We start from the raw sequence: 25,695 nt of genomic DNA, 5'->3' as shown, positions 1-25,695 counted from the left end.
ATTCTACAGTTCTTGACGGCGGAATGGATCGCTGTTCTCGCATTGCGCTGGACGCTGATCGTCGTTTTTGTCGGTTTTGCCATTGCCAAACTTCCGAAAAGCGAAGGCGCCGGGTTCGCCGATTATGTCCGGCAACCCCCGGTGTTGCGATGGGGGCCACGTCTTCTCGGGGCGCGACTTTTCTCCATCGCTGTCGCACTGGCCGAGCTTGCCGTCGCCGCGCTCTTGTTCCTGGGCACTTTCTCGGCAACCCTTGGGTTTCTGGGTGCCTGGGCGGCAGTGGCTGTTTTGTCGATCACGCTATCCATGCTTCTGTTCACCGACCGCTGGCAGGAACAGAACGGGTTTCCATTCCTTGGCGAAGGCGCAGAGTTCCTGATCAAGGACGCCGCAATTGCGGCGGCTGCCTATATGCTGGCGGTTCACGAAAGCGCGCGGCTGTTGGCCGGGTGAGCGGAATTTCTTGCGACGCGGTACATAACCGTTCACCCTGTCGGGATGCCGGATCGTTCCGGCAGGGGTGGAGGGCGAAGCCCACATGAATGAAAGAGGTAAGAACAATGCAACACGGAGGCAAGACATGATCACCGATGGCTTCTTCGGCCGGCGCAGAGATCAAGGTTACGAGAGTCGAATTCCGCCCGGGCAAAGCCGCACCGACAGTTATCCGGTCTTGTCCTTCGGCCCGACGCCAAGGATGGACCTTACGAAGTGGCGGCTGGTCGTCCGACATGAACGCGAGGAACTGGGCGCCCTGAACTGGGCCGACTTCAACGCACTGAAGCAGACCGAATTCACCAGGGACATTCACTGTGTCACGCGCTGGACCAAGCTCGACATGAAATGGAAGGGCGTGCTGTTCGACGACATCTTGTCCGCACTCGGGATCGAACCGGCGACGGGACATGTCACTTTCCACGGCGCGGACGGCTATACAACCAACCTGCCGCTGGCAGATCTGCGTGGCGACAAGGCCATGGCCGCCACCCAGTATGACGGGCAAGCGGTGACGGCTGATCACGGCGGCCCCATCCGCATGGTCGTGCCGCATCTCTACTTCTGGAAATCCTCGAAATGGCTGACCGGCATTACCTTCACCAATGTTGATCGCCCCGGATTCTGGGAGCGCGGCGGCTATCACAATTACGGCGACCCATGGACTGAGCAACGGTTTTCGGACGATTGATGATGACGATCCCTCCCCATTCCGCAAAATGGCAAACCGCGAGGATCGCCGAGCTTTCCCCGCTTACGCCGATGGTCAACCGCGTCGTGTTCGAGCCGAAAGAATTTCGGCCCTATATCGCGGGGCAACACATCGACATCCGCTTGACCGCGCCCGACGGTTACCGGGCCGAGCGAAGCTATTCCGTAACCTCGGCCCCGTCCGCGCCGGGACGCTATGAACTGGCTATCGAACTGCTGACCGGGGGGAAGTATCGACCTTCTTCCACGGTTATGCGAAAGTCGGCACCGAGGTTGAGATACGCGGCCCCCTGGGCGGGCATTTCATCTGGGAACCGTCAATGCCGGGCGATGTCGTGCTGCTCGGCGCCGGATCCGGTGTGGCGCCGTTCATCTCCATGGCACGGGAACACACGGCGGCCAGGCACGAGGGGCGGATGCTTCTGTTGCATTCGTCGCGCAGCAACATGGATGTCGTGGGCGGCGAGGAGCTGGCGGACCTTGCCAGGGAAAATCCAAACCTGACCTATATCCGCGCGATTACCCGCGACCGGCCCCAACGTGAGGGCGACATTCAGGGAAGGTTCGATTGCGATGGCGTGCTGGGGTTCATGCGGAAGCATACGCCGCAGCCCTCGGGGGTCTTCGTCTGCGGGTCGAATGACTTTGTCGAGGCTCTGGCGGGCTGTTTCGTCGGCGCGGGTATCCCAGCAGAACGCGTCAAGACCGAGCGTTTCGGCGGCTGATCGGCCACTTTCGCCGAACCAGATCGGGCTGCCTGCGCGGGTTCGCGGGCAGCCCTTTTTTTGGAGCGGGATGACGCTTGAGTGAATCTCGGGGGATTCCCACGGGTGGGGATTTCTGATTCACCATGGAGGCTGGGCATGGAGGCCAGCCTTCATGACAAGACCCCTTTCGATGGATATCCGGGAGCGCGCGATGGCGCGGCTCGACGCCGGTGAGACGGTGCGCGCTATCGCCGAGGCCCTGAGCGTGGCCCCGTCGAGCGTGGTGAAGTGGTCGGAGCGGCGGCGGGAGACGGGAAGTGTCGCGCCGGGCAAGATCGGCGGGCATGTGCCGCGCAAGATCAAGGGGGCTGAGGCCGACTGGTTGCGCGCCCGGATGGCGCAGGGCGACTTCACCCTGCGCGGGTTGGTCGCGGAACTTGCCGAGCGCGGGTTGAAGGTCGACTACCGCACGATGTGGGCCTTCGCCCATGCCGAGGGGCTCAGCTTCAAAAAAAACCGCGCTCGCCCGTGAGCAGGAACGACCGGACGTTGCCCGCAAGCGGGAACGCTGGAAGGCGCGGCAAGGCAGCATTGACCCCAAGCGGCTGGTGTTCATCGACGAGACCTGGGCCAAGACCAACATGGCCCCACTGCGCGGCTGGGCGGCGCGGGGCCAGCGGCTGATCGGTCGCGCGCCGTTCGGACACTGGATGGAGGCGTGAGGCGCCAAAGGTTCGAGCGTCACGCCGACGCATGACCTTCGTCGGTGCCTTGCGCCATGACGGGATCATCGCGCCCTGGGTCATCGACGGGCCGATCAACGGCGAGAGCTTCCGAACCTACGTCGAGCAGGTCCTGGTCCCCGAACTGCGGCCGGGCGACATCGTCGTGATGGACAACCTCGGCAGCCACAAGACCCCCGCCATCCGTCAGGCGATCCGCGCGGCGGGTGCAAAGCTGTTCTACCTGCCCGCCTACTCGCCCGATCTCAACCCGATCGAGCAGGTCGTCGCCAAACTCAAGCACCTGCTGCGCAAGGCCGCCGAACGCACCAAGGAAGCCGTCTGGCGCAGGATCGGCTCACTGCTCGACCAGTTCACCCCGCAGGAATGCCAAAACTACATCCGAAACGCAGGGTATGGTTCCGTGTAGAGTCATCCCGCTCTAGCTCGACCTCGTGATCTTGGACGAACTGGGCTACCTGTCGTTCAGCGCCCCGGGCGGCACCCTGCTGTTCCACCTCTCGAGCAAACTCAACGACCGCACCAGAGTCGTGATCACCACCGACCTCGGCTTCAGCGAATGGAACTTTCTTGCCCGAGGGAAATACCCTGTGTGGGGCATTGCCTTCGAAGCCGGTCTCTTCGATCACCGGAGAGTAGTGGGTTGCCGGTTGCAGCGCAGTCGGCAGAACTGCCCGATCAGGTTCTATCCAGGCAGGATCTGGACCGAGGCCGGTTGCCAGCGGACTTCTACCTGATCATTGGACCGGATCGAGGTGTCGGCATGCGGCGCGGCGACATGGACGGTCAACTGATGCGGCGCGCAATCCAGCAGATAGCGGTATCCATTGCCCAGATAGAACATGGATGTGACCGTTGCGGTCCAAACGCCGGATGCCGCGGTTTTCGGAGCGACTGCCAGCTGCTCTGCTCTGAGGCCGATGGCGATCTTCATACCTGCCTCAAGGCCCTTGGTATCGACTTCGCCAAGGTCGATCCGGCGACCGGCCACGTCGACGGCCGCAGCACCATCCGCATCGCGTACGACCGTTGCCTCGATCAGGTTGGTTTCGCCCATGAACTGGGCGACAAACCGGGTCCGCGGGTGGCGATAGACCTCGTCGGCTGTCCCGAACTGCTGAAGCTTGCCCCCTGTCGCGTTGCCCTTAAAGGGGCTCTGCCTCAATCTGTGTGGCGCACTATCCTGAGAACGGGAAGATTCAGGAGGGATAGTGGTGATTTCAAGGAAGCACTGGTCGCCCGGGAGCGATGTTTCCGTTCAAAGCGTTGAGCGGCGCGATTCCGGCGGGTGGACTGTATCCGGCAGTCTGACACCAAACGGCATCTGCCCAGACTGTGGATTGCAATCGCGACGTCGTCACGGCTGGCGGCGTAGGCGGCTGCAGGATTATCCCGCCCATGGTGACGGGGTTACGGTAACCCTCTGGGTTTGCCGTTGGCGATGTTTGGCACCCGCCTGCCCGCGCCGGACTTTCTCGGACCAGATCGGCTCGATTGCGCGTCCTTTTGCGCGGCGCACTTCGCGTGTCGGGGAAATTGTCAGCCATCTTGGGCACGCGACCGGCGGGCGGCCTGCCGAGCGGCTCTTGCACCGCTTGGGCCTTGGGGTCAGTGATGACACGGTGCTTAGGCAGCTGAAGAACCGTGCTCAAGACACTGCCGAGCCGCCGACCGTCATCGGGATCGACGACTGGAGCTGGCGGAAGTCGCAGACCTACGGCACGATCATTGTCGATCTGGAGCGTCGCGCGGTCATCGATGTTCTCGAAGATCGTGATGTGGTCACCTGCACCGACTGGCTGAAACGACATCCCGAGGTGGAAGTGATCAGCAGAGATCGCTGCGGTCTCTACGCCCAGGCTGCCCGGCAAGGCGCGCCGCAAGCGGAACAGGTCGCCGACCGGTTTCATATCGTGCAGAACCTGCGGCAGGCTATCGAGGAGCAGATGAACCTTCACGGCCGTGCGACCGGCAGGGCGCTGCTGTCCGACGCCGACAATATCACCGCAGAGGGAAGCCTTCTGAAGTCCCGCCTTGCGCACAGGACGTCTCGGGAAGAGATTTTCACCACCATCCATGCGCTTCGAAATCAGGGGCTTACCTGCAGCGAGATTGGGCGGCGAACAGGGTTCCCTCGTCGCAGCATCGCGAAATGGCTGCAGTTCGAGACGCCGCCGGACCGCAGGCGGGCAGCTTTGAAGCCGACTTCGCCGTGGTACTTTGAAGAGTTCCTGAGCCAAAGCTGGAAGGGCGGAATTCGAACTGGAAGCGCCCTGTTCCGTCTGATCCGAGAGCGTGGCTACGAGGGGAGCCCGACGCATTTGCAGCGGCTGCTGGCGGGGTGGCGCAGAGCCGAAAAGCAAGCGAAGGGCCCTGCCTTGGAGCACCAGATCCTGGAACCGGTCCGGGACCCGGAAACGGGGCACGCGATCTCCCCGGTCATCGCGGCAGCGCTGTGTATCAAACCCCGCGGAAAACTCACCCCGGATCAGGCGCGGAAGGTCGACGCGCTCAAGGCTGGCTCTCCCGCCTTCGCAACGATGCGCTGCCTCGTCATGCGGTTCAACGGTATCCTGCGTGGCCGCGAGGCAGACCCGCTCCCTGCATGGATCGACGACGCGATCGAAACCGACCTGGCGCCCATCGTGCGCTTCGCACGCACATTGAACCGGGATTTCGATGCGGTAAAAAACGCTATCGAGATGCCCTGGAGCAACGGCCAAGCAGAAGGTCAGATTAATCGTCTGAAGACCCTCAAACGCGCCATGTACGGCCGAGCCGGGCCAGAACTGTTGAGGGCAAGAATGCTGCCCCTCCGCCACACAGATTGAGGCAGAGCCCATTAAAGGGCTACGCGACAGCCGCCTGGCGCTCGGCGAACCGCAGGTCGCGCTGACCTTTGCCGCTTTCGGGGGCGGGTCGATGCTGGCGGCATTTCTGCTGCCACGCATCCTTGAGCGGTTCGCCGACCGCCCTGTGATGCTGGCCGGGGCCGGACTTATGCTGGCCGGGGTTGCCGCCACCGGGTTGGCGGGCGGTCTTCCGGCGCTGATGGCGCTCTGGGCTATCATCGGGTTCGGCTTTGCCCTGACCCAGACCCCGATCGGGCGTATCCTGAACCGCTCGGCCCGCCCCGAGGATCGGCCGGCGGTATTTGCCGCACAGTTCGCACTCAGCCACGCCGCCTGGCTTGTGACCTATCCGCTGGCAGGCTGGGCCGGAGCTTCGATGGATTTGCCTGCCGCTGCTCTTCTTCTCGCCGCAGTCGGTGCGCTGGCCCTGGTCGCGGTCATGCGGCTCTGGCCCGCCTTCGACCCCGAAAAGGTCGCGCACGATCATCTCGACCTGCCCGCAGACCACCCGGTCCTTGCAGAACACGCCGACGAGGCTCACCAGCATGCGGTCGTGATCGATGCATTCCACCGCCAGTGGCCGCGTCGGGTCGCCTGACCCTATGCTTGCCCTTGCCGGCCTGTTCACCGCCGCCTTCGTCGCGGCAACACTCATTCCGGCGCAGTCAGAGGTCGTACTGGCTGCCCTTGTTCTCGCCGGTGGACATCCGGTCTGGCTGCTGGTCACGGTCGCCACCGCCGGGAATGTCCTCGGCGCGTTGGCGATGTGGGGCCTCGGGTGGCTGATGCGTGACGGTGCCCATTTGCGCTGGTCGCCAGTCTCTCCTGCGGCACTTACACGCGCGCAGGGCTGGTACGGACTGCGCGGCTGGTGGACCTTGTTTCTGGCTTGGGTCCCCGTCATCGGGGACCCGCTGGTTGTTGTCGCCGGCCTGATGCGCGAACCTTTGTGGCGCGTGACCCTGGTCGTGACCTTGGCCAAGGCCGTGCGCTATGTCGCGCTCGTTTGGATCACGCTCCGCGTCAGCTGACGTCCCGCGACGCGTCGGTACCACTGCGGTTCACGAAAGGTTGCGATCCAACAGCCCGTGTTGCTCAATACTTCGCCTGTGTCGAGCTTCCGTCCGGCGCCGTAAGCTGAAGCGCACCCTTCACATCTTGCATGACAGGCACCGTAGCCGTCCCGGACAAGGTGCCTGCTTCCGTCGCCTCAAGGGGAAAACGCTGGGGCTTGCCGTCGACCAGCAAGATCGCGTTGCCCGACCACCCGGCCGCATCCAGAGGGGCATAGCTGCTGTCTGAAATGTAGACAGTGATCGTGGGCGTGCCGTCGGCGACCAGCTCCACATGCACCGTGCCCGTGTCGACCCTGATCCCGCCATTCGGGCCGATGCCGGGAGGGCTGGCAAGAACGGGCGCGGCAAGGCTTGCCAGCGTGAGGGCGACAGCGAGAAACGTTCGAACAGACATGGGTTCTTCTCCTAGAAGGTTTCGAGGGGTTGCGCGGAGGCGGGCCGACGACCGTCCTGGCTTTTGGCGGCACGCGCTTGCGCGACAAGTGCTTCAAGCGGTTTGCGGCCATAGCGCAGGAACAGGGTTGGCGTCAGCACCGTATCCAGCAGGGTCGCCGTGACCAGGCCGCCGAAGATGGTGATGGCGACCGGGTGCAGGATCTCCTTTCCCGGCGCATCCGCCCCCAGCATCAGCGGCACCAGCGCCACGCCCGCAGAGAGCGCGGTCATCAGCACCGGCGTCAGGCGTTCCAGACTGCCGCGCATGACGAGCTCGCGGCCAAAGGGGATGTCTTCGTGGATCGCGAGGTTGATGTAATGGCTGATCTTCAAAATGCCGTTCCGCGTGGCGATCCCGGTCAAGGTGATGAAGCCCACCATCGATGCGACCGACAGGGGCTGCCCGGCCCACCACAGCGCCGCGACGCTGCCGATCAGCGCCAGCGGTACCGAGGCCATGATGATGCCCACGAACAACGGCGAGCGGTAACGGCTGTAGAGGATGGCGAAGATCATCGCCAACGACAGGATCGACAGAAGGCCGATCGTGCGCATCGATTCCTCCTGCGCCTGGAAGGTGCCTTCCAGCGTGGCAAAGAAGCCGGTCGGCAGGTCCTTTGCGGCCATGACTGCGCGGATCTGTTCGACGATCTGGGCCATGTCGGTCTGCCCGTCTGAGTTCGCCAGCACTACCAGCCGCCGCTTGCCGTTTTCGCGCAGGATCTGGTTCGGACCGTCGGTTTCGACGATGTCAGCGATCTGGCTGACGGGGATCCAGCCGGTCGGCGTCTCGATAAGCAGATCGCCCAGACCGCGTGTTGTGCGCTCCTCGTCCTGCAGGCGCAGGACCACGTCGAAGCGGCGGTTGCCGTCGACGATGCGCGACACGACGCTGCCGTTCGACAGCTGTTCCAGCTGTTCGGTCACGGCCGCCGGTTGCAGACCGTAAAGCGCCGCCCGGTCGTAGTCGACCACGACTTCCAGTTGCGGGATGCGGACCTGCTTTTCCACCTGCAGGTCCACGACCCCGGGAATTTGCGCGAGCTCGGTACGGAACTGTTCGGCGAGCGCGCGCATTGTGTCGAGGTCCTCGCCGAAGATCTTCAGCGCGATCTGCGCGCGGACACCCGACAGCATGTGGTCCAGCCGGTGCGAGATCGGCTGACCCATGTTCGTGGTCACCGGCAGCACCGACAGGCGCGCCCGGATGTCGGCCTCGATCTCGGCCTTGGAGCGGCCGCCCTCAGCCAGTTCCACGTCGACCTCGGACGAATGGACGCCTTCGGCATGTTCGTCTAGCTCTGCTCGGCCAGTGCGGCGGCCGACCTGCACGACCTCGGGCACTTCAAGGATCAGGCGTTCGGCGACAAGGCCGACACGCTGCGATTCCTCCAGCGAGATACCGGGGTTGAAGAGCATGCTGATCGTCAGCGTGCCTTCGTTGAAGGGCGGCAGGAAGGCGCGGGGCAGTTGGGTGGCAAAGGTGCCTGCGGTGATGACCGCCGCGAGTACCCCGGTGATGAGCAGGCGTGGATGGGCAAAGGACCAGTCCAGCAGCCGCCGGTTGCCGCGTTTCAGCACGCGGACGATAAGGCCTTCATGCTCGTCCAGCCGCTTCAGCCCCGGCAGCATGTAGTAGGCCATCACTGGCGTCAGCGTGATAGACACGACCAGACTGGCGAGGATCGAGATGATGTAGGCCTGCCCCAGCGGCGCGAACAGCCGTCCCTCAATGCCCGACAGGGCGAAGAGCGGCACGAACACGAGCACAATGACCATCGTGGCGTAGACGATCCCCGACCGCACCTCCTGGCTGGCCGAGACGACCACGGCGAACACCGACCGGGGGTTCCCCTTCTCGCGGTTCTCGCGCAGGCGGCGGAAGATGTTCTCGACATCGACCACGGCATCGTCGACCAGTTCGCCGATGGCGATGGCAAGGCCACCAAGGGTCATGGTATTGATCGACAGGCCCATCCAATAAAAGATGATAGCCGACACAAGGATCGATACGGGGATCGCGGTCAAAGAGATAACCGTCGTGCGCACGTTCAAGAGGAACAGGAACAGCACGACCGCGACGACGGCGATGGCCTCCAGCAGCACCTTGGTGACATTGCTAATCGACGTCTCGATGAATGTTGCCTGCCGGAACAGGATATTGTCGGCCTTGATCCCGTCGGGAAGCGCGGTCGTAATCTCGGCAAGCGCCGCCTCGACCTTGTTCGTCAGGTCGATTGCGTCGACGTCAGGCTGCTTCTCGACGGATATGATGACGGCATCATCGCCCATGAAGCCTGCATCGCCCCGCTTGTTGCGCGGGGCAAAACTGACCTCGGCGACCTGGTTCAAGGCGACCGGCTGGCCTGCGACCGAGGCCACGACGAGGCTTCCGAGATCTTCGAGGCTTTGCGTCCGCCCGATGTTGCGGATCAGGAATTCGCGCCCGTACTGGTCGGCAAAGCCGCCGCCGGTGTTGGCCCCGAAGCCGGTCAGTGCGGTTTCCACATCCTCAAAGGTCACACCGAACGCTCGCATCGCAGCCGGATTCGGCGCCACGCGGTACTGCCGGACCTCGCCCCCGATGGGGATCACGTTGGCCACACCGGGGATCGTCAGCAGGCGGGGCCGGATGGTGAAATCGGCGACCTCGCGCAGTTCCATCGGCGTCACGTCGTCGGGGGCCGTTACGGCGATCAGCATGATCTGGCCCATGATCGAAGCGACCGGGCCCATCTGCGGCACCACACCTTGCGGCAGTTGTGCCTGCACCAGCGCCAGCCGCTCGGCGATCTGCTGGCGGTTGCGGTAGATGTCAGTGTTCCAGTCGAACTCGACATAGACGATCGACAGGCCCACACCGGACGTGGACCGCACCCGCGTGACCCCCGGCAGACCGTTCATCTGAGTTTCCAGCGGGTAGGTGACGAGCTGCTCCACCTCGGTCGGCGCCAGGCCCTCGGCCTCGGTCATGATCGTGACGGTGGGGCGGTTGAGGTCGGGGAAGACATCGACCGGCAAGCGGGTGACCGTCAGCGCGCCGTACAGGACCATGGCGACGGCAATCGCCAGAACGAACATGCGGTTGCGTAGAGACTGGGTGACAAGGAAGTTGAACATGAGCGCCGCCTATCGGATCTGGTTGAGAAGCTCGGCCCCTTGGGACACGACGCGGAGGCCTACCTCCAGCCCCGCGACTACCAGCACGGTGTCGCCGTCCAGAGGCTCGACCCGCACTTCGCGCTGCACGAACCGCTCGGCGTTGGTCTTGACGTAGACCACGAGCTGACCGTTCGCCCCGCGCAGCACCGCATCGCGCGGGACAACGATCCCTTCCTGATCGGCAGGAGTTGCGGCGATCACCCTAAGCAGCTGCCCTGCGCGAAGGCCCTCGGCCTGCCCCACGACCGAAAAGCGCACAGGAACAGCCTGTCCCTGGTCCGCCAGACCGGTTCCCTGATAGGCAAGGTCAACGGTTGTGCCGTCTGCGAAAACCGCCACAGCCTCGGCCCCAAGTGTTTCCGAGCGATAGCTCAACGCCTCGACCCAGAACCTGTCCGGGTCGACGATCTCGTAGACCGTGACACCAGGCGAGGCGATCTGGCCCGCGATCGCCTGGCCCGACGCAATAACGCCGTCGACGGGCGCAATCAGGTTCTCAGAAATGTCAGTCAATGACACCAACGCGTCCCGTTGGGCCATCAGACTTTCCTGCTCGATCTCAAGCTCTTCGATCTGTGTCTTTGCGACAGCGCCGGAAAGCTGTCGACCCCGATCAAGTCGTCGAGTCACCAATTCGAGCTGCTGCTCGATTTCGCGGATCTGTTGCTGACGGTCTGCCATGTCCACGGCACCAATCGTCGGCTCGACAATGGCAACAATCTGCCCTGCCTTAACCATTGATCCCAACTGCGGAAAGCCGCCTTTGGGGGCGACAAGGCGGCCTTCAAGCGAGGCCTGCACATATCCTGATGCATTGGGGTCGGGAATCACCCGCCCGGGCAATTCAACCCGCCGCCCGTGTTTTTCGCTTACTGTAAGCAGTGTCCGGATGCCAAGAACGCGCTGCGTGCCTTTTGGCACGAAGAGGCCGCTGTCCGGAAAGCGTTGCGCCACGTCACGTGTTACTGCGGCAGGGGCCGGGAGGGCAGCACTTGCCGCGGCAACCTCGGCTTGGCCGGGCGCGGGTGCAGCAGACAGCACTGCCAGAGCAATCACTGCAACCTTTGCGGCGGCACGTCTGTGCGGACGACGCAGAACGAGCATGGCAACAATGCCGATCAGGAGGCCAAGGCCCCCCACCACTGCCAACGACACATCGCGCGCAGTCAGGCGAGCGCGAAGGTCGCCGAGAACACCGGCAGCCAGCACCTCTGCCGCGCTGGCCTCTACGACAGATGGGGCTGGCGGCGCGGGAATTGTCAGCGATCCGACAAGAACATCGAAACCCGCGTCGGCGATGACGGTGATGGCGAGGTCATAGCTTCCGGGCGTGGTGATCCAGGGCGCTGCAAAGGCGTAGACCCCGGGTTCGGTCTCTATGCCCGTCAGGATACCGCTGGGCGTGTCAATCTCGACTGCAGCACCGGCAACAGGCTCATTGGAGGCAAAACTGTCGATGAATACCTGCATTTCGGCCCCGCGCGAGATGACTACGGCTTCGAACACCGCGGACGTTGCCTCTGCCCGTGGGGCGATGGTCGCGCTGACGGGCGGGGGCGGCGCACCCTTGTCGTGCCCCGGGTGCGCGTGGCCTGCACCTGCCAAGGCAATAGTCACGGCCACCATGGAAACCAAGAGAAACCGCATATCCCACCTCGACCTCTTGTTGCCTTGGCATCCATTAGCGGAACCCGCGTCTCGCAAAGATTTCCGCTCTGTAACAAAGTGTTTCAGGCGGCGGGCTTCGGCAGCGTCACGCTGACGCGCAACCCGCCTGATGGAGCGCTGTCGAGGTCCAGCGTGCCTCCATGGCCGTCGATAACCGCGCCGGCAATGGTCAGCCCCAGCCCGAAACCGCCCGTCGTGCTGTTGCGCGAGGATTCCAGTCGCACGAAAGGCAACCGCACGCGCTCGCGGTCAGCGGGGGCGATGCCCTCGCCATCATCGTCAATGGTGACGGTGACTTGCGCTGCGTTCTCTGCAACGGACACCCGCGCCGTGCCGCCATACTTCACCGCGTTGCCCACGAGGTTCGCGAAGGCCCGCTTTAAACCCAGGCGCCGGCCGGAGATGACCGCCGCGCGCGGCCCCTGCAGCGTCACCACTCCCCCCTGATCGCTCAGATCATCGGTCACGGTCTCGAGGATCGCCACCAGATCGACCGGGCGCATCGGCTCGTCCGACCGATCGCCATGCAGGTAGGACAGTGTCTGGTCGATCATGCGCTCCATTTCGTCGAGGTCATGGGCGATGGACCGCGCAAGGGGGTCGCTGTCGATTTCCTCGGCGCGCAGGCGCAGGCGGGTTATCGGGGTCTTGAGGTCGTGCGACACGGCGGCCAACGCCTGGGTGCGGTCCTCGATCGACCGGGCCAGGCGGTCCTGCAGGTCGTTGAAGGCGCGGGCCAAGACGGCCACCTCGTATGGCCCGGTCTCGGGCACCGCCGCCACACGACCAGTGGTATAGAACCCGTTTGCGGCCTCGGCAAACCGGCCCAGGGGTCGCGAAATCCAGCGCACCAGCAGAACCGCCGTTGCCAACGCGACCGCGGCGATCATCCAGGCGACCATCACCGTTTGCGGTGCGCCCGGAATGCGGGGTGTCCAGCTGAGCAGGCTGACGTTTAGCCAGGTTCCGTCGACCAAGCGCATCGAGATAAGCGCGACATGGGGGTCCGGCGATTCGCCCCCTTGCGCACCCACGATTAGCCCACCCTCGGCGAGTTCGGGTGCGAGTTCGATCAGGCGCGCCTGCAAATCCACCCACAGCGCGTTCGTCCCGTCGGCCTCGACCGCCCTCTCGTCCGGACTCCAATGCGCCTCGATCGCCCCGCTCGACAGATCGTGGGCGGCATCCTCGCGCAGCTCTTCAGGCAGTCCGGTCAGCGTCCGCTTGATGGTCAGCAACCGATCCGCCAGTCGCCGCTCGGTCGCGTCCGACAAATCCGCACTGAGCGAGGCGCGATAGGTCTGCAGCCCCACGATCTGGACCGTTGCAATCCCGAGGATCAGCACGATCGTAGTCCGGGCGACCAGCGTGTCGAAACGAAGTCCCCGGACAGCGCCCCACAGCGCCTTTATGCGCCTCACTTGCGACGTACCGACGCAGCGAACAGGTACCCCGCGCCGCGGATTGTCTTGATCAATTCACCCTGCGCCTCGATCTTGCGGCGCAGGCGGCTGACCTGCACATCGATGGATCGGTCGTAGACATCGAGCGTTCGGTTCTTGGTCGCGTCCAACAGATAGTCGCGAGAGAGGACCCGCTGGGGGGCTTCAAGAAACGTCACCAGCAGGTCGTATTCGCCACTCGACAGGTCCACGACGACGCCTGTGGGGTCGGTCAGTTCGCGCTTCAACGTGTCCAGATGCCAGCCATCGAACTCGATCAGCCGACCTGATCCCGGCGCGCCGGCGCTGTCGGCGGACCGGCTGCGGCGCAGGACCGCCTTGATCCGTGCCAGCAACTCGCGCGGGTTGAAGGGTTTGGGCAGGTAGTCGTCGGCCCCGACCTCCAGACCCACGATGCGGTCGATCTCGTCGCCCTTGGCGGTCAGCATGACCACCGGCACCTGACTTTCCGCCCGCAGCGACCGGCACAGATCCAGCCCGTTGGTTCCCGGCAGCATGATGTCGAGCACCACGAGGTCGGGTTGCGCTGCCTGCATCTGCGCCTTCATCTCGGCACCGTTGCGGGCCGTCGCGACGACAAACCCGTTGGCGCGCAGGAACTTGGCAACCAGCGAAAGGATTTCACCATCGTCATCTACGACAAGAACTCGGCCTTCCGTGGCTTGAGTGGTCCCCAGCTGTTGCAACATATCCTTCGGTCTCGCTCCCCTTCCTGAGTGATTGCCGCACGCTACGACACTGTTGCTCGATTGTATCGAATTGTTGCAGCCGCAGGCTACTCGCGAAGGACGTCAACGATCTGGCCGACCGCAGCGTCGCCATTCCAGTCGAACGGCCCCTGAAGTCGACCGATCTCCCTTCCGTCTCGGTCGATCAGCAACGTTGTGGGTAAGCCCATGAAGGCAAAAGCAAGTTGCACCCTCAGCGATTCAGCCCAAAAGAGTGGGAGGCCAGCGATACCGATATCGTCGTAGAAACGGCGACACCGGTCGATTCCAGCGTCGTCGATGCAAAGTGGCAAGACCATGAAGTTGGCACCACCCAAACGCACTTGAAGCTGCTCGAGAGCCGGCATTTCTTCCCTGCAAGGCGGGCACCAAGTCGCCCAGATGTTCAAGAGGATCACCCGGCCGGCGAAATCGTCGAGTTTCCGCGTTGTGCCTGCTTCGTCGAGGATCGGCGGGGACAGCAGCGGTTGCGGGTCCTGCCGAAGCCGAAAGGGCGGGCGCGCCTCGGCGGACCCTGCAAGGAAGGGCGCGGCGAGGCCACCAAGGATGGCACGGCGTCCGATGAGTGTTGGCATGGGTCCGCTCTCTCCGGGAAAGGGCCCGGACCCGCAGACACGCTGCGGGTCCGGCCGTGCGTCAGGCCAACACCGCGAACTCGGTCATCATGCCGGTCGAGAGATGCGGCATGTGGTGGCAGTGCAGCATCCACCGCGCCGCCTCGCCCGCGTCCACCGCGACCGTCACCATGCCCATCGGCGGCACATGCACGGTGTCGCGCACCGCGCCTGCGATCCGGTCCATGCCGACACCCACTACCTGGAAGGCGTGGCCGTGCAGGTGCATCGGATGCGCCATCATCGACATGTTGTGGAACATGATCTCGACTCGGTCGCCGGATTTCGCAGTCACCGGCACATGGGACCCCCAAGTCTGGCCGTTGATCGTCCAGACATAGGGCATCATGGTGCCGCCCAGCATCAGCATCGGCTGCGAGGCTGGCGCGCGTTCGGGCAGCGGGGTGACGGCGCGCAGAGCACCCTCCTGCGCCAGATCACCGCTGAAGGCCGGATGGTCGGCCTCCGACATCTCGGCGATCCTGGTCACCGCCGCGCCCGGCGTGGCAAGGATGACACCCGTCCTTTCCTTGGCACCTTCGCGCAGGGCAAGGATCGGGAAGGCCCCGCCCTCGCCCGGCACATCCAGTTCGATATCCAGCCGCTGGCCCATTGCGACGCCAAAGCGGCTGCCGGGCAAAGGCCGCACCGGCTCGCCGTCCACCGCGACCAGCCGTCCCGGCAGCGCGCCAGTGTCGATCCAAAACACGGTGGCGGCCGCAGCGTTGATGACGCGGACGAGAACGCGGCCGCCCTTGTCGATCGGAACCACTTCGGGGTCGTCCAGCGTGCGATCATTGGCGAGATAGGCGTCGAAGTTGTAGTCGTTCAGGTCCATCGCCATGCCATCCATCCCCGGCATCGCCATCATGTCCCCCTGACCCATGCCACCCATGTCCATTCCGGAATGGTCCATGCCGCCCTGCCCCATCTGGCCATGATCCATCCCGGCCATCGACGCGCCGCCGGTGATCTCGGCCAGCACCTCGGCAGGTGGCTTGAAGGAAAAGTCGTGCAGGAACAGCGTCACCTCATGCCGGTCGGCGGCAACGTCCTCGGGCCGCCGCACGACAAGGGGTGCGGCCAGCAGCATCATTTCATGCTCGGGGATATGGGCGTGCATCCAGTGTGTTCCGGGCCGTGCCGCGAAATCGTAGGCGCGGGATTCACCGGGTTGCAGCATCGGCATCGGCAGGTCGGGCACTCCATCCTGCGCGTTGTCGGGGATCTGACCATGCCAGTGAATAATCGTTGGCTCGGCCAGCGCGTTTGTCAAATCGACCGCGAACGCCTGGTCCGGATCGAGGACAAGGCCGGACCGGCCAGCGCCGTCCAGAAGCCCCCAGACGGTTGCGGCTTTGCCCCGCACGTCAATGGTGCGGGTGGCGGCGGTCAGCGACATTCGGCCGGACTGGGCCCGGACCCGTGCGGGAAGCATCAGTGAAGCGGCCGTGGCCGCAGAAGCGGCCAGAAAGCCGCGGCGAGAAAAGGGCGACATGCGAATTCTCCTGTATCGCGTCGTGAATTGGACAAGCGGTCCCCGGCGAATGCCGCAGCCGCAGGCTCAGATCACGGCGATCTTCGGAGGCGGACCTGGGGGCGGAATGGCCAGCGAGGCGGCAAGGATGTCGACACTAGCCTCCACATCGGAGGACCGCGCGACAGTTTCCGCAACCCGGTCCGGCGCAGGAAAGGCCGCCGCTGCGAAAAGGCAGTGCTGTTGGCAGATCAGCTGCTGTGTCAGGTCCATCGGGCCGTCAGTCGCGGGCATGTGCGCCAGATGGCCGGCCATCGCCATCATCTGTGCATGGTCAGCCTGAGCTTGCTGCCGTTCGCCGAGAGCCAATACGGGAATGATCGCCGCAAAGACGTAGGCGGCGAGGATCAGGACATGCATGCGAAATGTGAGGAACGCCATGCTTGGGACAATTATCAGGATAGCCTGCTTCCGTCACCTGACAGTTTGGTGTCCCTGAGGGGCACTCTGATCTCTAAAGCTGCGGCATCAATGCCGAGTTTCCGAATTCCCTGCCCCACTATCGCAGAGTTTACTGGAATCCGTCGCGATTGCGCAGAACCTGCGCAAAACGCGGGACAGTGAATCGATGTGGAAACTTCTGTTCGCCATGGCGGCAATCCTTGGCCTGGCATCCTGCGGTGCCGAACCGATCTGGGCACCCGAGGAGGCCGTGGCCGCCGCCCGCTACGAGCATCCCGGCCCGACCTCGGTCACGCTCTTCACGGTCCTCTCGACACGCAGCGGAGCGGGAGCGCATGCGGGCCTGCTCATCAACGGATCGCAGCGCGTGCTGTTCGATCCGGCTGGCACCTGGCGGCATCCCCGGCTGCCCGAGCGCAACGACGTGCACTTCGGGGTCACCCCGAAGATGGTGGATTTCTACATCGACTACCATGCCCGCGAGACCTACGACGTGGTTGAACAGACTATCGAGGTATCGCCCGAGGTTGCGGCACTGATCATGCAGCGGGCAATGGCCTATGGCGCGGTGCCGAAAGCAAACTGCACCATCGCGCTGTCGCGGGTGCTGGAAGGGGTGCCCGGATTTGAAAGCCTGCCGATGACCTGGTTTCCGAAACGGATGATGGAGGGGTTTGCCGAGTTGCCGGGCGTCTCCGCACGGACGATCACCGACGACGACGCCGACGAGAACCACGGGGTTCTGCTGGTTCAAGCCGGGGACCCGCGGCTGGAGTAGCATTTCGGTGATCAGTCGCCGGGTTCATCAGACTTTGCTCGCCGATCCCCGCACTTGCAGCTATGTTTCCCGTAAAGTTCCAACGAAAGGCCGACATCATGACACTGTCCCGGCGCAAGGTTCTCGCCGCCGTTCCTTGGCTGGCCGCCATTGCGGCTACCCCAGCACTTGCCGAGGGCGACGAAGCCATCCACGTCGTCAAGGACCCCGGCTGCCCCTGCTGCAACGGGTGGATCGGACATCTGCGCGACAGCGGCTTTCGGGTATCCTTCGAGGAACGCAGCATCGAAGAGCTTGCGGCGTTCAAGCGCGAGCGTGGCATTCCGGAAGACCTCGCGTCCTGCCACACCGCCACCATCGGCGACTATACTGTCGAGGGGCACGTTCCCGCCGCCGACATCCGCCGTCTTTTGGCTGAACGACCCGTCGCCGTCGGTCTCTCCGTGCCTGGCATGCCCTACGGGTCACCCGGCATGGGACCCGAGACCGAGCGCGAAGCCTATGACGTCATCCTTGTCGGGTTGGACGGCAGCAGTAGCGTCTTCACGAGCTACCCTGCAGCCTGATCCCGTTCAGTCGTGCAAGGACTGCCCAGAACCAATGACGCCTTGCGCCATTGGTTCCCGGGTCACCAGGACAGACCGGATTCGGTTGACCTCCAGGCGTTTAGCAGTGCTTCCTTGGGTACCACACCGTCCAATGGTCTGACTGCGGCGTCGAGCCTGCGAGCCGAATGATAGGCCGTCCCCGCCATTACGCCGGGCGCTGCGCCATAGGCGAGCCGGTAACGCGACACAAAACCGTCGGTTCCGTCTGCGCTGTCCCACCCATCCGGCAGTACGAACTGCCGCAAGACCGTGCTTGCCGAGGCATACGCGCGCGCGGCGTCGCTGGCCGCGGGTTCGGCGCCAATGACAATGACGACATCGGTCGGCTCGTCGGGCGTACCGAACAGTCCTTCGACCAGCCCCGCCGCATCTCGTGGCAGCGGCAGCAGTTGCACATCAACCCCACCGAGATGTCCGTCCGATGTTTCGTTGGCGTGCCCGTCCCGTTCGTCGGCCGCTAGGAGGAAACCGCGCACCGCTTCTGCCAGACTTGCGTCAACGTCCTCGCCGACGACCAGAAGGCCGACGGTGAATGAATGCGCCGAAGCAATCCCTGTCAAGGCGATCCACAAAGTGGCTGCCACGAGGGAATGCCTGATCCGGCCCAAGACCGTCTCGGTGATCGTGAAAGGCCGCTGAAGTCGGAAACCGAAAAGACGCGTAAGACGGATACTCATTCGGCGGCCCGCGCGGCGGCTACCACCTCGGCAAGCTGAGCCTTCTCAACAAAGCCCGGAATCAGTTGATCACCCACCACGAATGACGGTGTGCCGTTGAAGCCGAGAGCCTCGGCCAGACGTAGCGACGTGGCGATATGTTCCTCGACTTCGGGCGATTGCATGTCGACCTTGAGCTGCTCGACATCGAGTCCGACCTCGCCCGCGATCCGCAGCACCGACTGCTCGTCCAACTTCGCCCGCGCACCCATCAGTGCATTGTGCAGTTCAGCATACTTGTTCTGCTTCCGTGCAGCCAAAGCGGCCCGCGCCGCGATCGCTGATCCTTCGCTGAGGATTGGCCATTCTCTCAGAACAAGACGGATGTTTCCGTCCTCGGCCAGCAGGGCGTCGATTTCAGGCATCGCGCGTTTGCAATAGGGACAGTTGTAATCGAAGAACTCCACCACCGTCACGTCGCCTTCCGGGTTGCCGAGGACCGGAGCGTTGGGGTCGCGCTCGAGCAGGGCGCGCTCGTCGGCCAGGGTCGCGGCAACGGCGGCAGCTTGGGCCTCTGCCTGGCGCGCCTCCAGCGTCTGGAGAGCCTCGAGCACAAGCTCCGGGTTCTCGCGCAAGGTTTCGGCGACCAGTTCCTTGATCCGATCTTCCGGAATCTCCTGCGCCAGGGTGAGGCCGGGAGCGAAAACGAGCGTGATAGCAAACAGGATTGACGTGACGCGCATGGGAAGAGCCTTGTGTGACGGATGAAGATTCTGAGTTTCAGGCGGTCTGCACCCTCTAGTCCCTGGAGAGGCAAGCGGGAATTGGGAGGTGGGTGGTCTTACTTGCGGCTTCATGGCGAACCTGCTTCCAACTGGCTGCGTTCGGCCTGTGCGGCACGAATGCGGTCGGGCCAGGTCGACCGGATATAAGCGAGGACGGCCTCGATGTCGTCTTGGGTCAGCTCTTCGCCAAACCCGGGCATGCCGGAGGTGAAGTCGACCCCCATATCGTCCAGCACCGCTTGTCCGCCGCGACGGATGTAGTCCCGCAACATCGCATCCCCGTGGTGCCAGGTGTGGCCGGTCTCGTCGTGGGGCGGCGCGGGATAGGTGCCGTCCTCCCTCGCCAACTGCCAGTCCGGCTGCCCTTCCAGATTGGCACCGTGACAGGAGGCGCACTTGGCCGCGTAAATGACTCGCCCGTCTTCGATGTCCGGCGTGTCGTGAAAGAACGCTTGGGCTGGAACCAACGGAAGAACGAGGGTGACTGCGGCCATGACAACCCCAGGAACGCTTCGGCACAATGCTCTTCTGAGACGGTGCATCATGTCCGGCTCACCGTGGCGGTCGTGCCGTCCGGCGGCAGTATGCGTTCGGACAGCAGGGCGAGGTCCTCCCGTATGCGCGCCCTCTGCGATGCCGGATAGGCGTCCTCAGGTGGCAGGCCGCCATGCTGTGCAAACAGCATGATGTCGCGCGCAATTGGCGCCGCTGCCGTTGACCCGCCACCGCCGTGTTCCACAACGACCGTGACAGCAAAGCGCGGCGCATCAAAGGGTGCAAAGGCCACGAACAGCGCGTGATCGCGCCGGTTCCACGGCAGCTCGTCCTGCGAGCGGACGCCTGCCGCCCGCTCGGCAGCGGTGATCGAGAAGACCTGGCTCGTTCCCGTCTTGCCGGCCATCGCCAATGCCGGATCGGCGATCCGCGAGGAATAGGCCGTCCCGCGCTCGTGGTTCGAGACCTCGAACATGCCCTGTCGCACAATGGTCAGTGCATCGGCCGACAGACCGAGCGGGGCCGGAGCAGCCGTATCCTGGTCCTGCCCGGTACGCGGTCGCACCAGTCGGGGCAACACGGCGGTCCCCGAAGCCAGTCGCGCCGTCATGGTGGCAAGCTGGATCGGCGAGGCTAGCGTGAAGCCTTGGCCAATCGAGGCATTGATGGTGTCCCCGATCAGCCAGTCCTGCCCGTACCGTTCCTGCTTCCAAGCACGCGATGGATTGTTGCCGTGCGCCATGCCGGACAGCGGAAGGTCGTACTTCTGGCCAAGTCCCAGCCGGTCGTTCATCGCGAAGATGCCGTCAATGCCGATGCGCTGCGCGACCTCGTAAAAGTATACGTCGCAGGACTCGCGCAGCGCGCCGACCATGTTCACCCGGCCATGACCGCCGCGCTTCCAGCAGTGGAACCTGCGGCCAGAGATCTCGACAAAGCCGTTGCAAGCGACCGTCTCTTCCGGGTCCATCAAGCCGGTTTCCAGCGCGGCCAGCGCATTCGACATCTTGATCGTCGATCCCGGCGGATAGGCCCCCTGCACCGTCTTGTCGGCAAGCGGGCGGAATTCGCTGTCACGGAGCGCGCCGTAGTCGCGGCTGGAAATCCCGCGGACGAAAAGGTTCGGATCGAAGGAGGGCGCAGAGGTGCAGCCAAGCAAATCGCCGTTCGTCACGTCCATCACGATCGCAGCGGCACTTTGCCCTTCCAGCCGGACCCGCATGAAGTTCTGCAGATGGTGGTCGAGGGTGACCTGCATGTCCGGGCCCGGAGTGGCAGGGTCAAGCGCCAGCTCGCGCATCGTGCGGCCGGAGACATTGACCTCAACCCGCTGGGTTCCCGGCAGTCCGCGCAGGGCGCTCTCGTGGTTGCGTTCGACCCCAGTCTTCCCGACTTCAAAATCGGGAAGGCGGAGCAGTGGCTTATCTTCGGCAGCCTCGTTTTCCAGATCGCTGTCGCTAACCGGTCCCACGTAGCCGACCTGATGGGCGAAATCCGGCCCAAACGGATAGACGCGGGACAGGACCATCTCGGGCTGCACACCGGGAAGGACTGGTGAGTTCAGTGCCACGATCGACAATTCTTCCCACGTGACGCGGTCTTTCACCGTTACCGGCACGAAGGCTCGAACACGGTCGATCTGCTCCTTGACCTTGGAGACAGTCTCTGCGTCCAGGCCGAGCAGCACCTGCAGCTTTTCCAGAACGTCGTCGACATCGCGGGCTTCTTCCTTCACCAGCGTGATGCGATATGCCTGCTCATTGTCCGCAACGATTTTTCCAGCCCGATCAAGGATGCGCCCCCTGTCCGGTCGCACCAGCCGCAGGCTGATCCGGTTTTCTTCGGCCAGAAGGTAGTACTGTTCAGCATCGCGGACGCCCAGTTGCCACATCCGGAAGCCCAGAACACCTACCACCGAGGACATTACCCCACCCAGCAGGAGGGACCGCCGGGTCGTCTTCTTTGCCGCGTGCGCGAGATCGCGTTCAGATCGACGCACGGCTCACCTCCTCTCCCGGCAATTCGCACGGGGCCTTCGCGCGGATGATCTTCACGTAGGCCGCAGCGCGCAGGCCAAGGACCAGGACCACAAGTCCGACGAACCAGGGCTGAAGCGGGTTCGGCGGTGGCGTTGCCCGGTGGAAGCTCAGGAAATGCATGAACATGAAATAGGCGACATGGGCGACGGTCAGCCACCACATCGGCAGGACGCCCATCTGCAGGAACAGCCAGCCGGACAGGCCCAGACGCCGCATCGCGAAATCGCTCGACGTAGCGGCAAGCAGAACCACGAGGACGAGGGCCGCGATCCCGATGGCGTTGGCAAGCCCGAAACCATGCTGGAACATGACATAGGCCAAGAGGTCGGGATGCCATTCGAACCCGAACAGCCGCATCAGATCCCATTCGACCCAGCCAACGAGAATGATCGCCGCGTGGACGATCACCAGAAGGCAAGCATGGATACCCATCTCACGCCGGAACGGCAGCAGCGGAACCGCCGCGCGCAGGAAGCGTGTCAGCGGCCCGAAGGCCATCGACAGCGCGACCAGCACCAGCGATGCATCCCCGAAGGCGCGGTTCCAGCGGTGCATCGGGCTGAACTGCGCGTGAACCGCCGCAAAGCCCAGCACCAGCCCAATCGCTAGGATGGCCACGAGCACGTGCCGGACCAGCGTTTTCCGGGCCAGCCTGCGCATCGCTGACCGCAAACCAGTTGTAGCTGTCACTGCGGGCCTCCCGTCACGGGAGCTTCAGTACGACCGACAGCCTCACGGCCTGATCGGGACTCGCGAAACGTTCGCCAGGTACGAAAGGCAGCAAAGCCCATGACGATGACCCCGGCTGCCGCGAGCCAGGGCCGGACCGGATCGAACCATGCGAGCAACGCCGGTCCGCCGAAAATCAGCATCAGGATCTTGTTGCAGGTCGGACAGGCAATCCCGAGGAAGCTCGCAAGGCCACCCGTCCCGGATGTACGCAGACTGCATCGGGGAACCCATAGCGCAGTCGTCACTCCAGCCAAGAGTGCCGTCAGGACGGTGGCCCCGAACTCCCACGGGCCGACCGGGGTCATGCGGACAAAGAGGGGGTTCGCCCACACTGCGGTCACCGTCCCGAGGACGGCGAACAGCGCGACACCGACGGCGGTGCCGCGAAGCCCCCTGCGCAGGGTGTCGTCCTGCTTTGCCTGTTGTGTCGCTCCGTCACTGTGCATCAAATTCAACCTCTGCACGATCCTCGCCAAAGCCAACACTGACCACCCAACGTCCAGCCATTGGCAACTTGAGATTTGCTCGCCAGACCCCGGCCTCGACTAACTGAAGCGGCGGATCAAAGCCGTCCATATGCATCTCCAACATCGCGAAGTTCACGTCCGGCCTCATGGCAGCAGATTCGATGGCATCGGCATCCGGTGTGAACTGGATCTCGAGGCGGACATCCCGGTTTCCGAGCGCATAGACCTGGACGTCGATCCGACCATCCGGAAGGACTTCCGACACTTCGGCTGTCGGCACGCTCTGATCCGCAACGGTGTCTCGCGGATCGAGTGTGCGCACCGTTGCCCAGATGAACGCGGCAACAAGGGCAAAGACGCACAGAGCAAGCGCCACTGCGAGCACTCTAGTTCTCATTGCCCATCTCCATTTGCGAGTGGTCCATCCCCGCCATCGGGGTCTCCGTGGCAGGAGGCGCGGGTTCCGGGATGTCCCCGCTGCCGTCGGGGTCGAGCAGGTAGGTCGCGATTGCCTCGCGGTCGGCGTCGGTGAGGTACGAGGTGCCCTCAGCCACGACCTCGGCCATGCTGCCGCCGAAAGCATCCCCATTGGGCAGCAGCCCCGACTGGAGCGCATAGGCGAGGTTCGCGACCGTCCAGCCGCCTTCCAGAAGGTCGGCTGTCAGGATCGACGGTGCCTTGCTGCCGCCGGGAAGGCTGTCGTTTCCGGCGAACCGGGCAGAAGCGTTCAGGCCGCCCGCAAGCGTTCGGCCGGTATGACAGGCTGCACAATGCGCCGCCCCTTCGACGAGCAAACGCCCGCGGTTCCAGGGCGATGATGTGCCCATCAGCGCATCCGTCTCCGGCGCGTCGAGGTAGGCAGCGCGCCAGAGCTTCAGCCCCGAGCGAAAGCTGAACGGAAACCCGACATCATGCGTCGGGGCAGCATCCGCAACCGGCGGAACGGTGCGGAATGCTTCCCACAGGTCGGCGATCTCTTGATCGGTGAAGCCTGCGTAGAACGAATAGGTGAAGACCGGATAGTAGGGGTCACCCTCCGGAGAGACTCCCTGGCGAACAGCCTTGGCGAAATCCTGAATGGTCCATGCACCGATCCCGGCGGTGGTGTGCGGGGTGATGTTCGGGGGCACGAAAGTGCCAAAGGGCGTGTCGAGAGGCGCACCTCCGGCGAGCGCCAGTCCCTTGGCAGCCGCGTTGGTGTGACAGGACACACAGCCGCTGGCACGGGCCAGATAGGCGCCGCGTTCTGCATCCCCGGGCGGGAACGCGGCCGGCTCCGGCGCGCCTATGGGCCATAGCGCCAGAACACCGGCCCCGAGGCTCGCCGCCACGGCCGGGAAAATGACGGAAGCGCGGATCAGACCCCGCATGGTCAGTTCCGGCCCGCGCGGTACTGCGAATGGCAGGACGAACAGGTGGCGCTGATCCGGGTGAAGAGGTCGTCAGCGGCCAGCGTCGTCAGATCGAACGCCAGCGTCGCCGGGTCCGATGTGCCACGCGCAACCTGGACCTCTTGGGTCCTTTCGCCGTAGCCCATCAGCTCCGCTACTGTGAAACCCTCCTTGACTTCCGGAGCCGGGGTCATCGTCATTGCCGAATGATCCATCCCGGCCATATCGTCGGCGGGCGGAAGCGCCTTTTCCAGCCCGTTCGGAGCCGCCACGGCGAGAGCGTCGGCGTAGGTCTTCAATTCTCCTGCAAGCGCTGCGAAGTCCTGCCAGTCGGACCAGATCTCCGGCCTGGCATAGGTCACCCCTTCGAGGCTGCCTTCCGGGAACAGCGACAGCATCGTCTCGCCCGCGTGACCAGCGATGACACTCGCACCCTCTGACACGATGAATGTGTCGTAGGGAGCCGTGCCCTGCATCATCGGCGCCAGCTCCGCCACCGTGTCCCGCATCGCCGTCATCCCGTTCATCCGTTCCAGGACGACACCCGTCGCCCCGTTATGTGCCAGCGCCACTGCCGCAACTGCAGAAGCGGCAAGCGCCAAAGCGCCTGTCCATTGTGGTTTCATCTGCCTGACTGCCCTTGGTTTCTTGTTGTTGACCGATCCCGCGACCCGCCCTTCCGGCGGATCGTGCGGCTTGCACAACTGTCTGGTGTCAGGCTGACAGAGATTGAACTGTCGACAGAGCTGCGGAGAGCCTATCGAACCGTCAGACGCACGTCCGGCCTGACTGTCAGATCCGGGTTCGGGGGGGAGGCAGGGTGACGGACGGGCCGCCAAAGCGGCGTTGCAACTGTGTCAGGTCCGGTCGCAGAGTGATCACGATTGACAACGACAGTGCTGTGACCGGCCCATCGGGCAGCACGAAAACAGAACAGGCGAGGCCCGGGTGGCAAGCAGGTGCCGGCGCGGTCTCTTGCCCGGCGTTGCCCGCGATCTCGACCGACGTGCCGGGATGATGATCCTCGACCGGGCCCGCCTCTGCGGTCTGTCCGAGGACCAAGCCAAGCGTCAGCACCACGGACAGAAGCCACATCGACACGAACCGCAAGAACCTGTGCGAAAACAGGTTCTTGAGTGGGTTCGGTGAGG

The 25,695-nt window shown here is 64.0% G+C and carries 27 protein-coding genes and 3 pseudogenes; 11 read left to right on the top strand and 19 right to left on the bottom strand.

Annotation, left to right across the window (positions count from 1 at the left end):
- Positions 1-12 precede the first annotated feature (12 nt).
- The 6 genes and pseudogenes from TabM4_RS20765 to TabM4_RS20740 all read left to right on the top strand — a co-directional run.
- Positions 13-453, top strand: a complete 441-nt coding sequence (locus tag TabM4_RS20765; RefSeq protein WP_434622731.1) for a DUF417 family protein — start codon at positions 13-15, stop codon at positions 451-453.
- Positions 454-580: 127 nt separating this feature from the next.
- On the top strand, positions 581-1,186 hold the full coding sequence (locus tag TabM4_RS20760; protein WP_434622729.1) for a molybdopterin-dependent oxidoreductase: 606 nt from the start codon (positions 581-583) through the stop codon (positions 1,184-1,186).
- Positions 1,186-1,428 (top strand): annotated as a pseudogene (locus TabM4_RS20755) (FAD-binding oxidoreductase); the annotation flags it as partial. The gene TabM4_RS20760 and the pseudogene TabM4_RS20755, both read left to right, overlap by 1 nt.
- A 98-nt stretch (positions 1,429-1,526) precedes the next feature.
- On the top strand, positions 1,527-1,931 hold the full coding sequence (locus TabM4_RS20750) for a hypothetical protein (RefSeq protein ID WP_434622727.1): 405 nt from the start codon (positions 1,527-1,529) through the stop codon (positions 1,929-1,931).
- Positions 1,932-2,085: 154 nt separating this feature from the next.
- Positions 2,086-3,065, top strand: a pseudogene (locus TabM4_RS20745) (IS630 family transposase).
- 19 nt (positions 3,066-3,084) lie between these two features.
- Positions 3,085-3,222 (top strand): annotated as a pseudogene (locus TabM4_RS20740) (ATP-binding protein); the annotation flags it as partial.
- A 119-nt stretch (positions 3,223-3,341) separates the two neighbouring features.
- Here TabM4_RS20740 and TabM4_RS20735 read toward each other — a convergent pair.
- The gene (locus TabM4_RS20735; RefSeq protein ID WP_434622724.1) at positions 3,342-3,713 is read right to left on the bottom strand and encodes a TOBE domain-containing protein; all 372 of its coding nucleotides are present in this window, start codon (positions 3,711-3,713) and stop codon (positions 3,342-3,344) included.
- 157 nt (positions 3,714-3,870) lie between these two features.
- On the opposite strand from TabM4_RS20735, the gene TabM4_RS20730 reads away from it, so the two are divergent.
- From TabM4_RS20730 to TabM4_RS20720, 3 genes are read left to right on the top strand one after another with little or no spacing between them, the layout of a single operon-like run.
- Positions 3,871-5,487, top strand: coding sequence for an ISL3 family transposase (locus TabM4_RS20730; protein ID WP_434622679.1), 1,617 nt, complete (start codon positions 3,871-3,873; stop codon positions 5,485-5,487).
- Entirely contained in the window at positions 5,483-6,106 is a 624-nt protein-coding gene (locus TabM4_RS20725) for an MFS transporter (RefSeq protein ID WP_434622816.1), read from the top strand. The genes TabM4_RS20730 and TabM4_RS20725 overlap by 5 nt, the downstream gene beginning before the upstream one ends.
- A 4-nt stretch (positions 6,107-6,110) precedes the next feature.
- Positions 6,111-6,539, top strand: coding sequence for a YqaA family protein (locus tag TabM4_RS20720; protein ID WP_434622722.1), 429 nt, complete (start codon positions 6,111-6,113; stop codon positions 6,537-6,539).
- Between the two features lie 64 nt (positions 6,540-6,603).
- On the opposite strand, the gene TabM4_RS20715 is transcribed toward TabM4_RS20720, so the two are convergent.
- From TabM4_RS20715 to TabM4_RS20680, 8 genes are all read right to left on the bottom strand, one after another.
- Positions 6,604-6,978, bottom strand: a complete 375-nt coding sequence (locus tag TabM4_RS20715; RefSeq protein ID WP_434622720.1) for a hypothetical protein — start codon at positions 6,976-6,978, stop codon at positions 6,604-6,606.
- 11 nt (positions 6,979-6,989) lie between these two features.
- Positions 6,990-10,139 carry an efflux RND transporter permease subunit gene (locus TabM4_RS20710; RefSeq protein ID WP_434622718.1) on the bottom strand — a complete coding sequence of 1,050 codons (3,150 nt, stop codon included), beginning with the start codon at positions 10,137-10,139 and terminating at the stop codon, positions 6,990-6,992.
- 9 nt (positions 10,140-10,148) lie between these two features.
- Positions 10,149-11,651 carry an efflux RND transporter periplasmic adaptor subunit gene (locus TabM4_RS20705; RefSeq protein WP_434622716.1) on the bottom strand — a complete coding sequence of 501 codons (1,503 nt, stop codon included), beginning with the start codon at positions 11,649-11,651 and terminating at the stop codon, positions 10,149-10,151.
- 260 nt (positions 11,652-11,911) lie between these two features.
- The gene (locus tag TabM4_RS20700) at positions 11,912-13,195 is read right to left on the bottom strand and encodes an ATP-binding protein (protein ID WP_434622714.1); all 1,284 of its coding nucleotides are present in this window, start codon (positions 13,193-13,195) and stop codon (positions 11,912-11,914) included.
- 71 nt (positions 13,196-13,266) lie between these two features.
- Positions 13,267-14,001, bottom strand: a complete 735-nt coding sequence (locus tag TabM4_RS20695; protein WP_434622712.1) for a response regulator — start codon at positions 13,999-14,001, stop codon at positions 13,267-13,269.
- A gap of 86 nt (positions 14,002-14,087) precedes the next feature.
- Positions 14,088-14,615 (bottom strand): TlpA family protein disulfide reductase, encoded by a 528-nt coding sequence (locus TabM4_RS20690; protein WP_434622710.1) that lies wholly within the window; start codon positions 14,613-14,615, stop codon positions 14,088-14,090.
- A gap of 61 nt (positions 14,616-14,676) precedes the next feature.
- Positions 14,677-16,152, bottom strand: a complete 1,476-nt coding sequence (locus TabM4_RS20685; protein WP_434622708.1) for a multicopper oxidase family protein — start codon at positions 16,150-16,152, stop codon at positions 14,677-14,679.
- A gap of 66 nt (positions 16,153-16,218) precedes the next feature.
- Complete coding sequence (locus TabM4_RS20680; RefSeq protein WP_434622705.1) at positions 16,219-16,551, bottom strand: hypothetical protein; 333 nt, start codon at positions 16,549-16,551, stop codon at positions 16,219-16,221.
- Positions 16,552-16,759: 208 nt separating this feature from the next.
- Between TabM4_RS20680 and TabM4_RS20675 the strand changes: the two genes are divergently transcribed.
- Together TabM4_RS20675 and TabM4_RS20670 are read left to right on the top strand one after the other, a co-directional pair.
- A complete protein-coding gene (locus tag TabM4_RS20675) occupies positions 16,760-17,371 on the top strand; it encodes a hypothetical protein (protein ID WP_100196065.1) in 612 nt (203 codons plus the stop codon).
- A gap of 98 nt (positions 17,372-17,469) precedes the next feature.
- Positions 17,470-17,937 (top strand): DUF411 domain-containing protein, encoded by a 468-nt coding sequence (locus TabM4_RS20670; RefSeq protein WP_149143152.1) that lies wholly within the window; start codon positions 17,470-17,472, stop codon positions 17,935-17,937.
- Between the two features lie 62 nt (positions 17,938-17,999).
- Here the strand turns inward: TabM4_RS20670 and TabM4_RS20665 are convergent, their stop codons facing one another.
- From TabM4_RS20665 to TabM4_RS20620, 10 genes are all read right to left on the bottom strand, one after another.
- Positions 18,000-18,656, bottom strand: coding sequence for a hypothetical protein (locus tag TabM4_RS20665; protein WP_434622305.1), 657 nt, complete (start codon positions 18,654-18,656; stop codon positions 18,000-18,002).
- On the bottom strand, positions 18,653-19,378 hold the full coding sequence (locus TabM4_RS20660; protein WP_434622303.1) for a DsbA family protein: 726 nt from the start codon (positions 19,376-19,378) through the stop codon (positions 18,653-18,655). Before TabM4_RS20660 ends, TabM4_RS20665 begins: the two co-directional genes overlap by 4 nt.
- A 110-nt stretch (positions 19,379-19,488) precedes the next feature.
- Positions 19,489-19,914, bottom strand: a complete 426-nt coding sequence (locus TabM4_RS20655) for a c-type cytochrome (RefSeq protein ID WP_434622301.1) — start codon at positions 19,912-19,914, stop codon at positions 19,489-19,491.
- Between the two features lie 47 nt (positions 19,915-19,961).
- On the bottom strand, positions 19,962-21,914 hold the full coding sequence (gene mrdA, locus TabM4_RS20650) for a penicillin-binding protein 2 (RefSeq protein ID WP_434622703.1): 1,953 nt from the start codon (positions 21,912-21,914) through the stop codon (positions 19,962-19,964).
- Entirely contained in the window at positions 21,901-22,614 is a 714-nt protein-coding gene (locus TabM4_RS20645) for a ferric reductase-like transmembrane domain-containing protein (RefSeq protein WP_434622701.1), read from the bottom strand. The genes mrdA and TabM4_RS20645 overlap by 14 nt, the downstream gene beginning before the upstream one ends.
- A gap of 26 nt (positions 22,615-22,640) precedes the next feature.
- Positions 22,641-23,132: a hypothetical protein gene (locus TabM4_RS20640; RefSeq protein WP_434622699.1), complete on the bottom strand. Its 492-nt coding sequence runs from the start codon at positions 23,130-23,132 to the stop codon at positions 22,641-22,643.
- Positions 23,122-23,538: a FixH family protein gene (locus tag TabM4_RS20635; protein WP_161768477.1), complete on the bottom strand. Its 417-nt coding sequence runs from the start codon at positions 23,536-23,538 to the stop codon at positions 23,122-23,124. The genes TabM4_RS20640 and TabM4_RS20635 overlap by 11 nt, the downstream gene beginning before the upstream one ends.
- A 1-nt stretch (position 23,539) precedes the next feature.
- Positions 23,540-24,523, bottom strand: a complete 984-nt coding sequence (locus tag TabM4_RS20630; protein ID WP_434622292.1) for a cytochrome C — start codon at positions 24,521-24,523, stop codon at positions 23,540-23,542.
- A 2-nt stretch (positions 24,524-24,525) separates the two neighbouring features.
- Positions 24,526-25,170 (bottom strand): c-type cytochrome, encoded by a 645-nt coding sequence (locus TabM4_RS20625; RefSeq protein WP_434622290.1) that lies wholly within the window; start codon positions 25,168-25,170, stop codon positions 24,526-24,528.
- A 166-nt stretch (positions 25,171-25,336) separates the two neighbouring features.
- On the bottom strand, positions 25,337-25,639 hold the full coding sequence (locus TabM4_RS20620) for a hypothetical protein (protein WP_434622696.1): 303 nt from the start codon (positions 25,637-25,639) through the stop codon (positions 25,337-25,339).
- Positions 25,640-25,695: the final 56 nt, after the last annotated feature.

Source organism: Tabrizicola sp. M-4 (assembly GCF_051132405.1).
In the GTDB taxonomy this organism is placed as follows: Bacteria; Pseudomonadota; Alphaproteobacteria; order Rhodobacterales; family Rhodobacteraceae; genus Paragemmobacter.
This window is presented reverse-complemented; position numbering and strand designations above follow the sequence as displayed.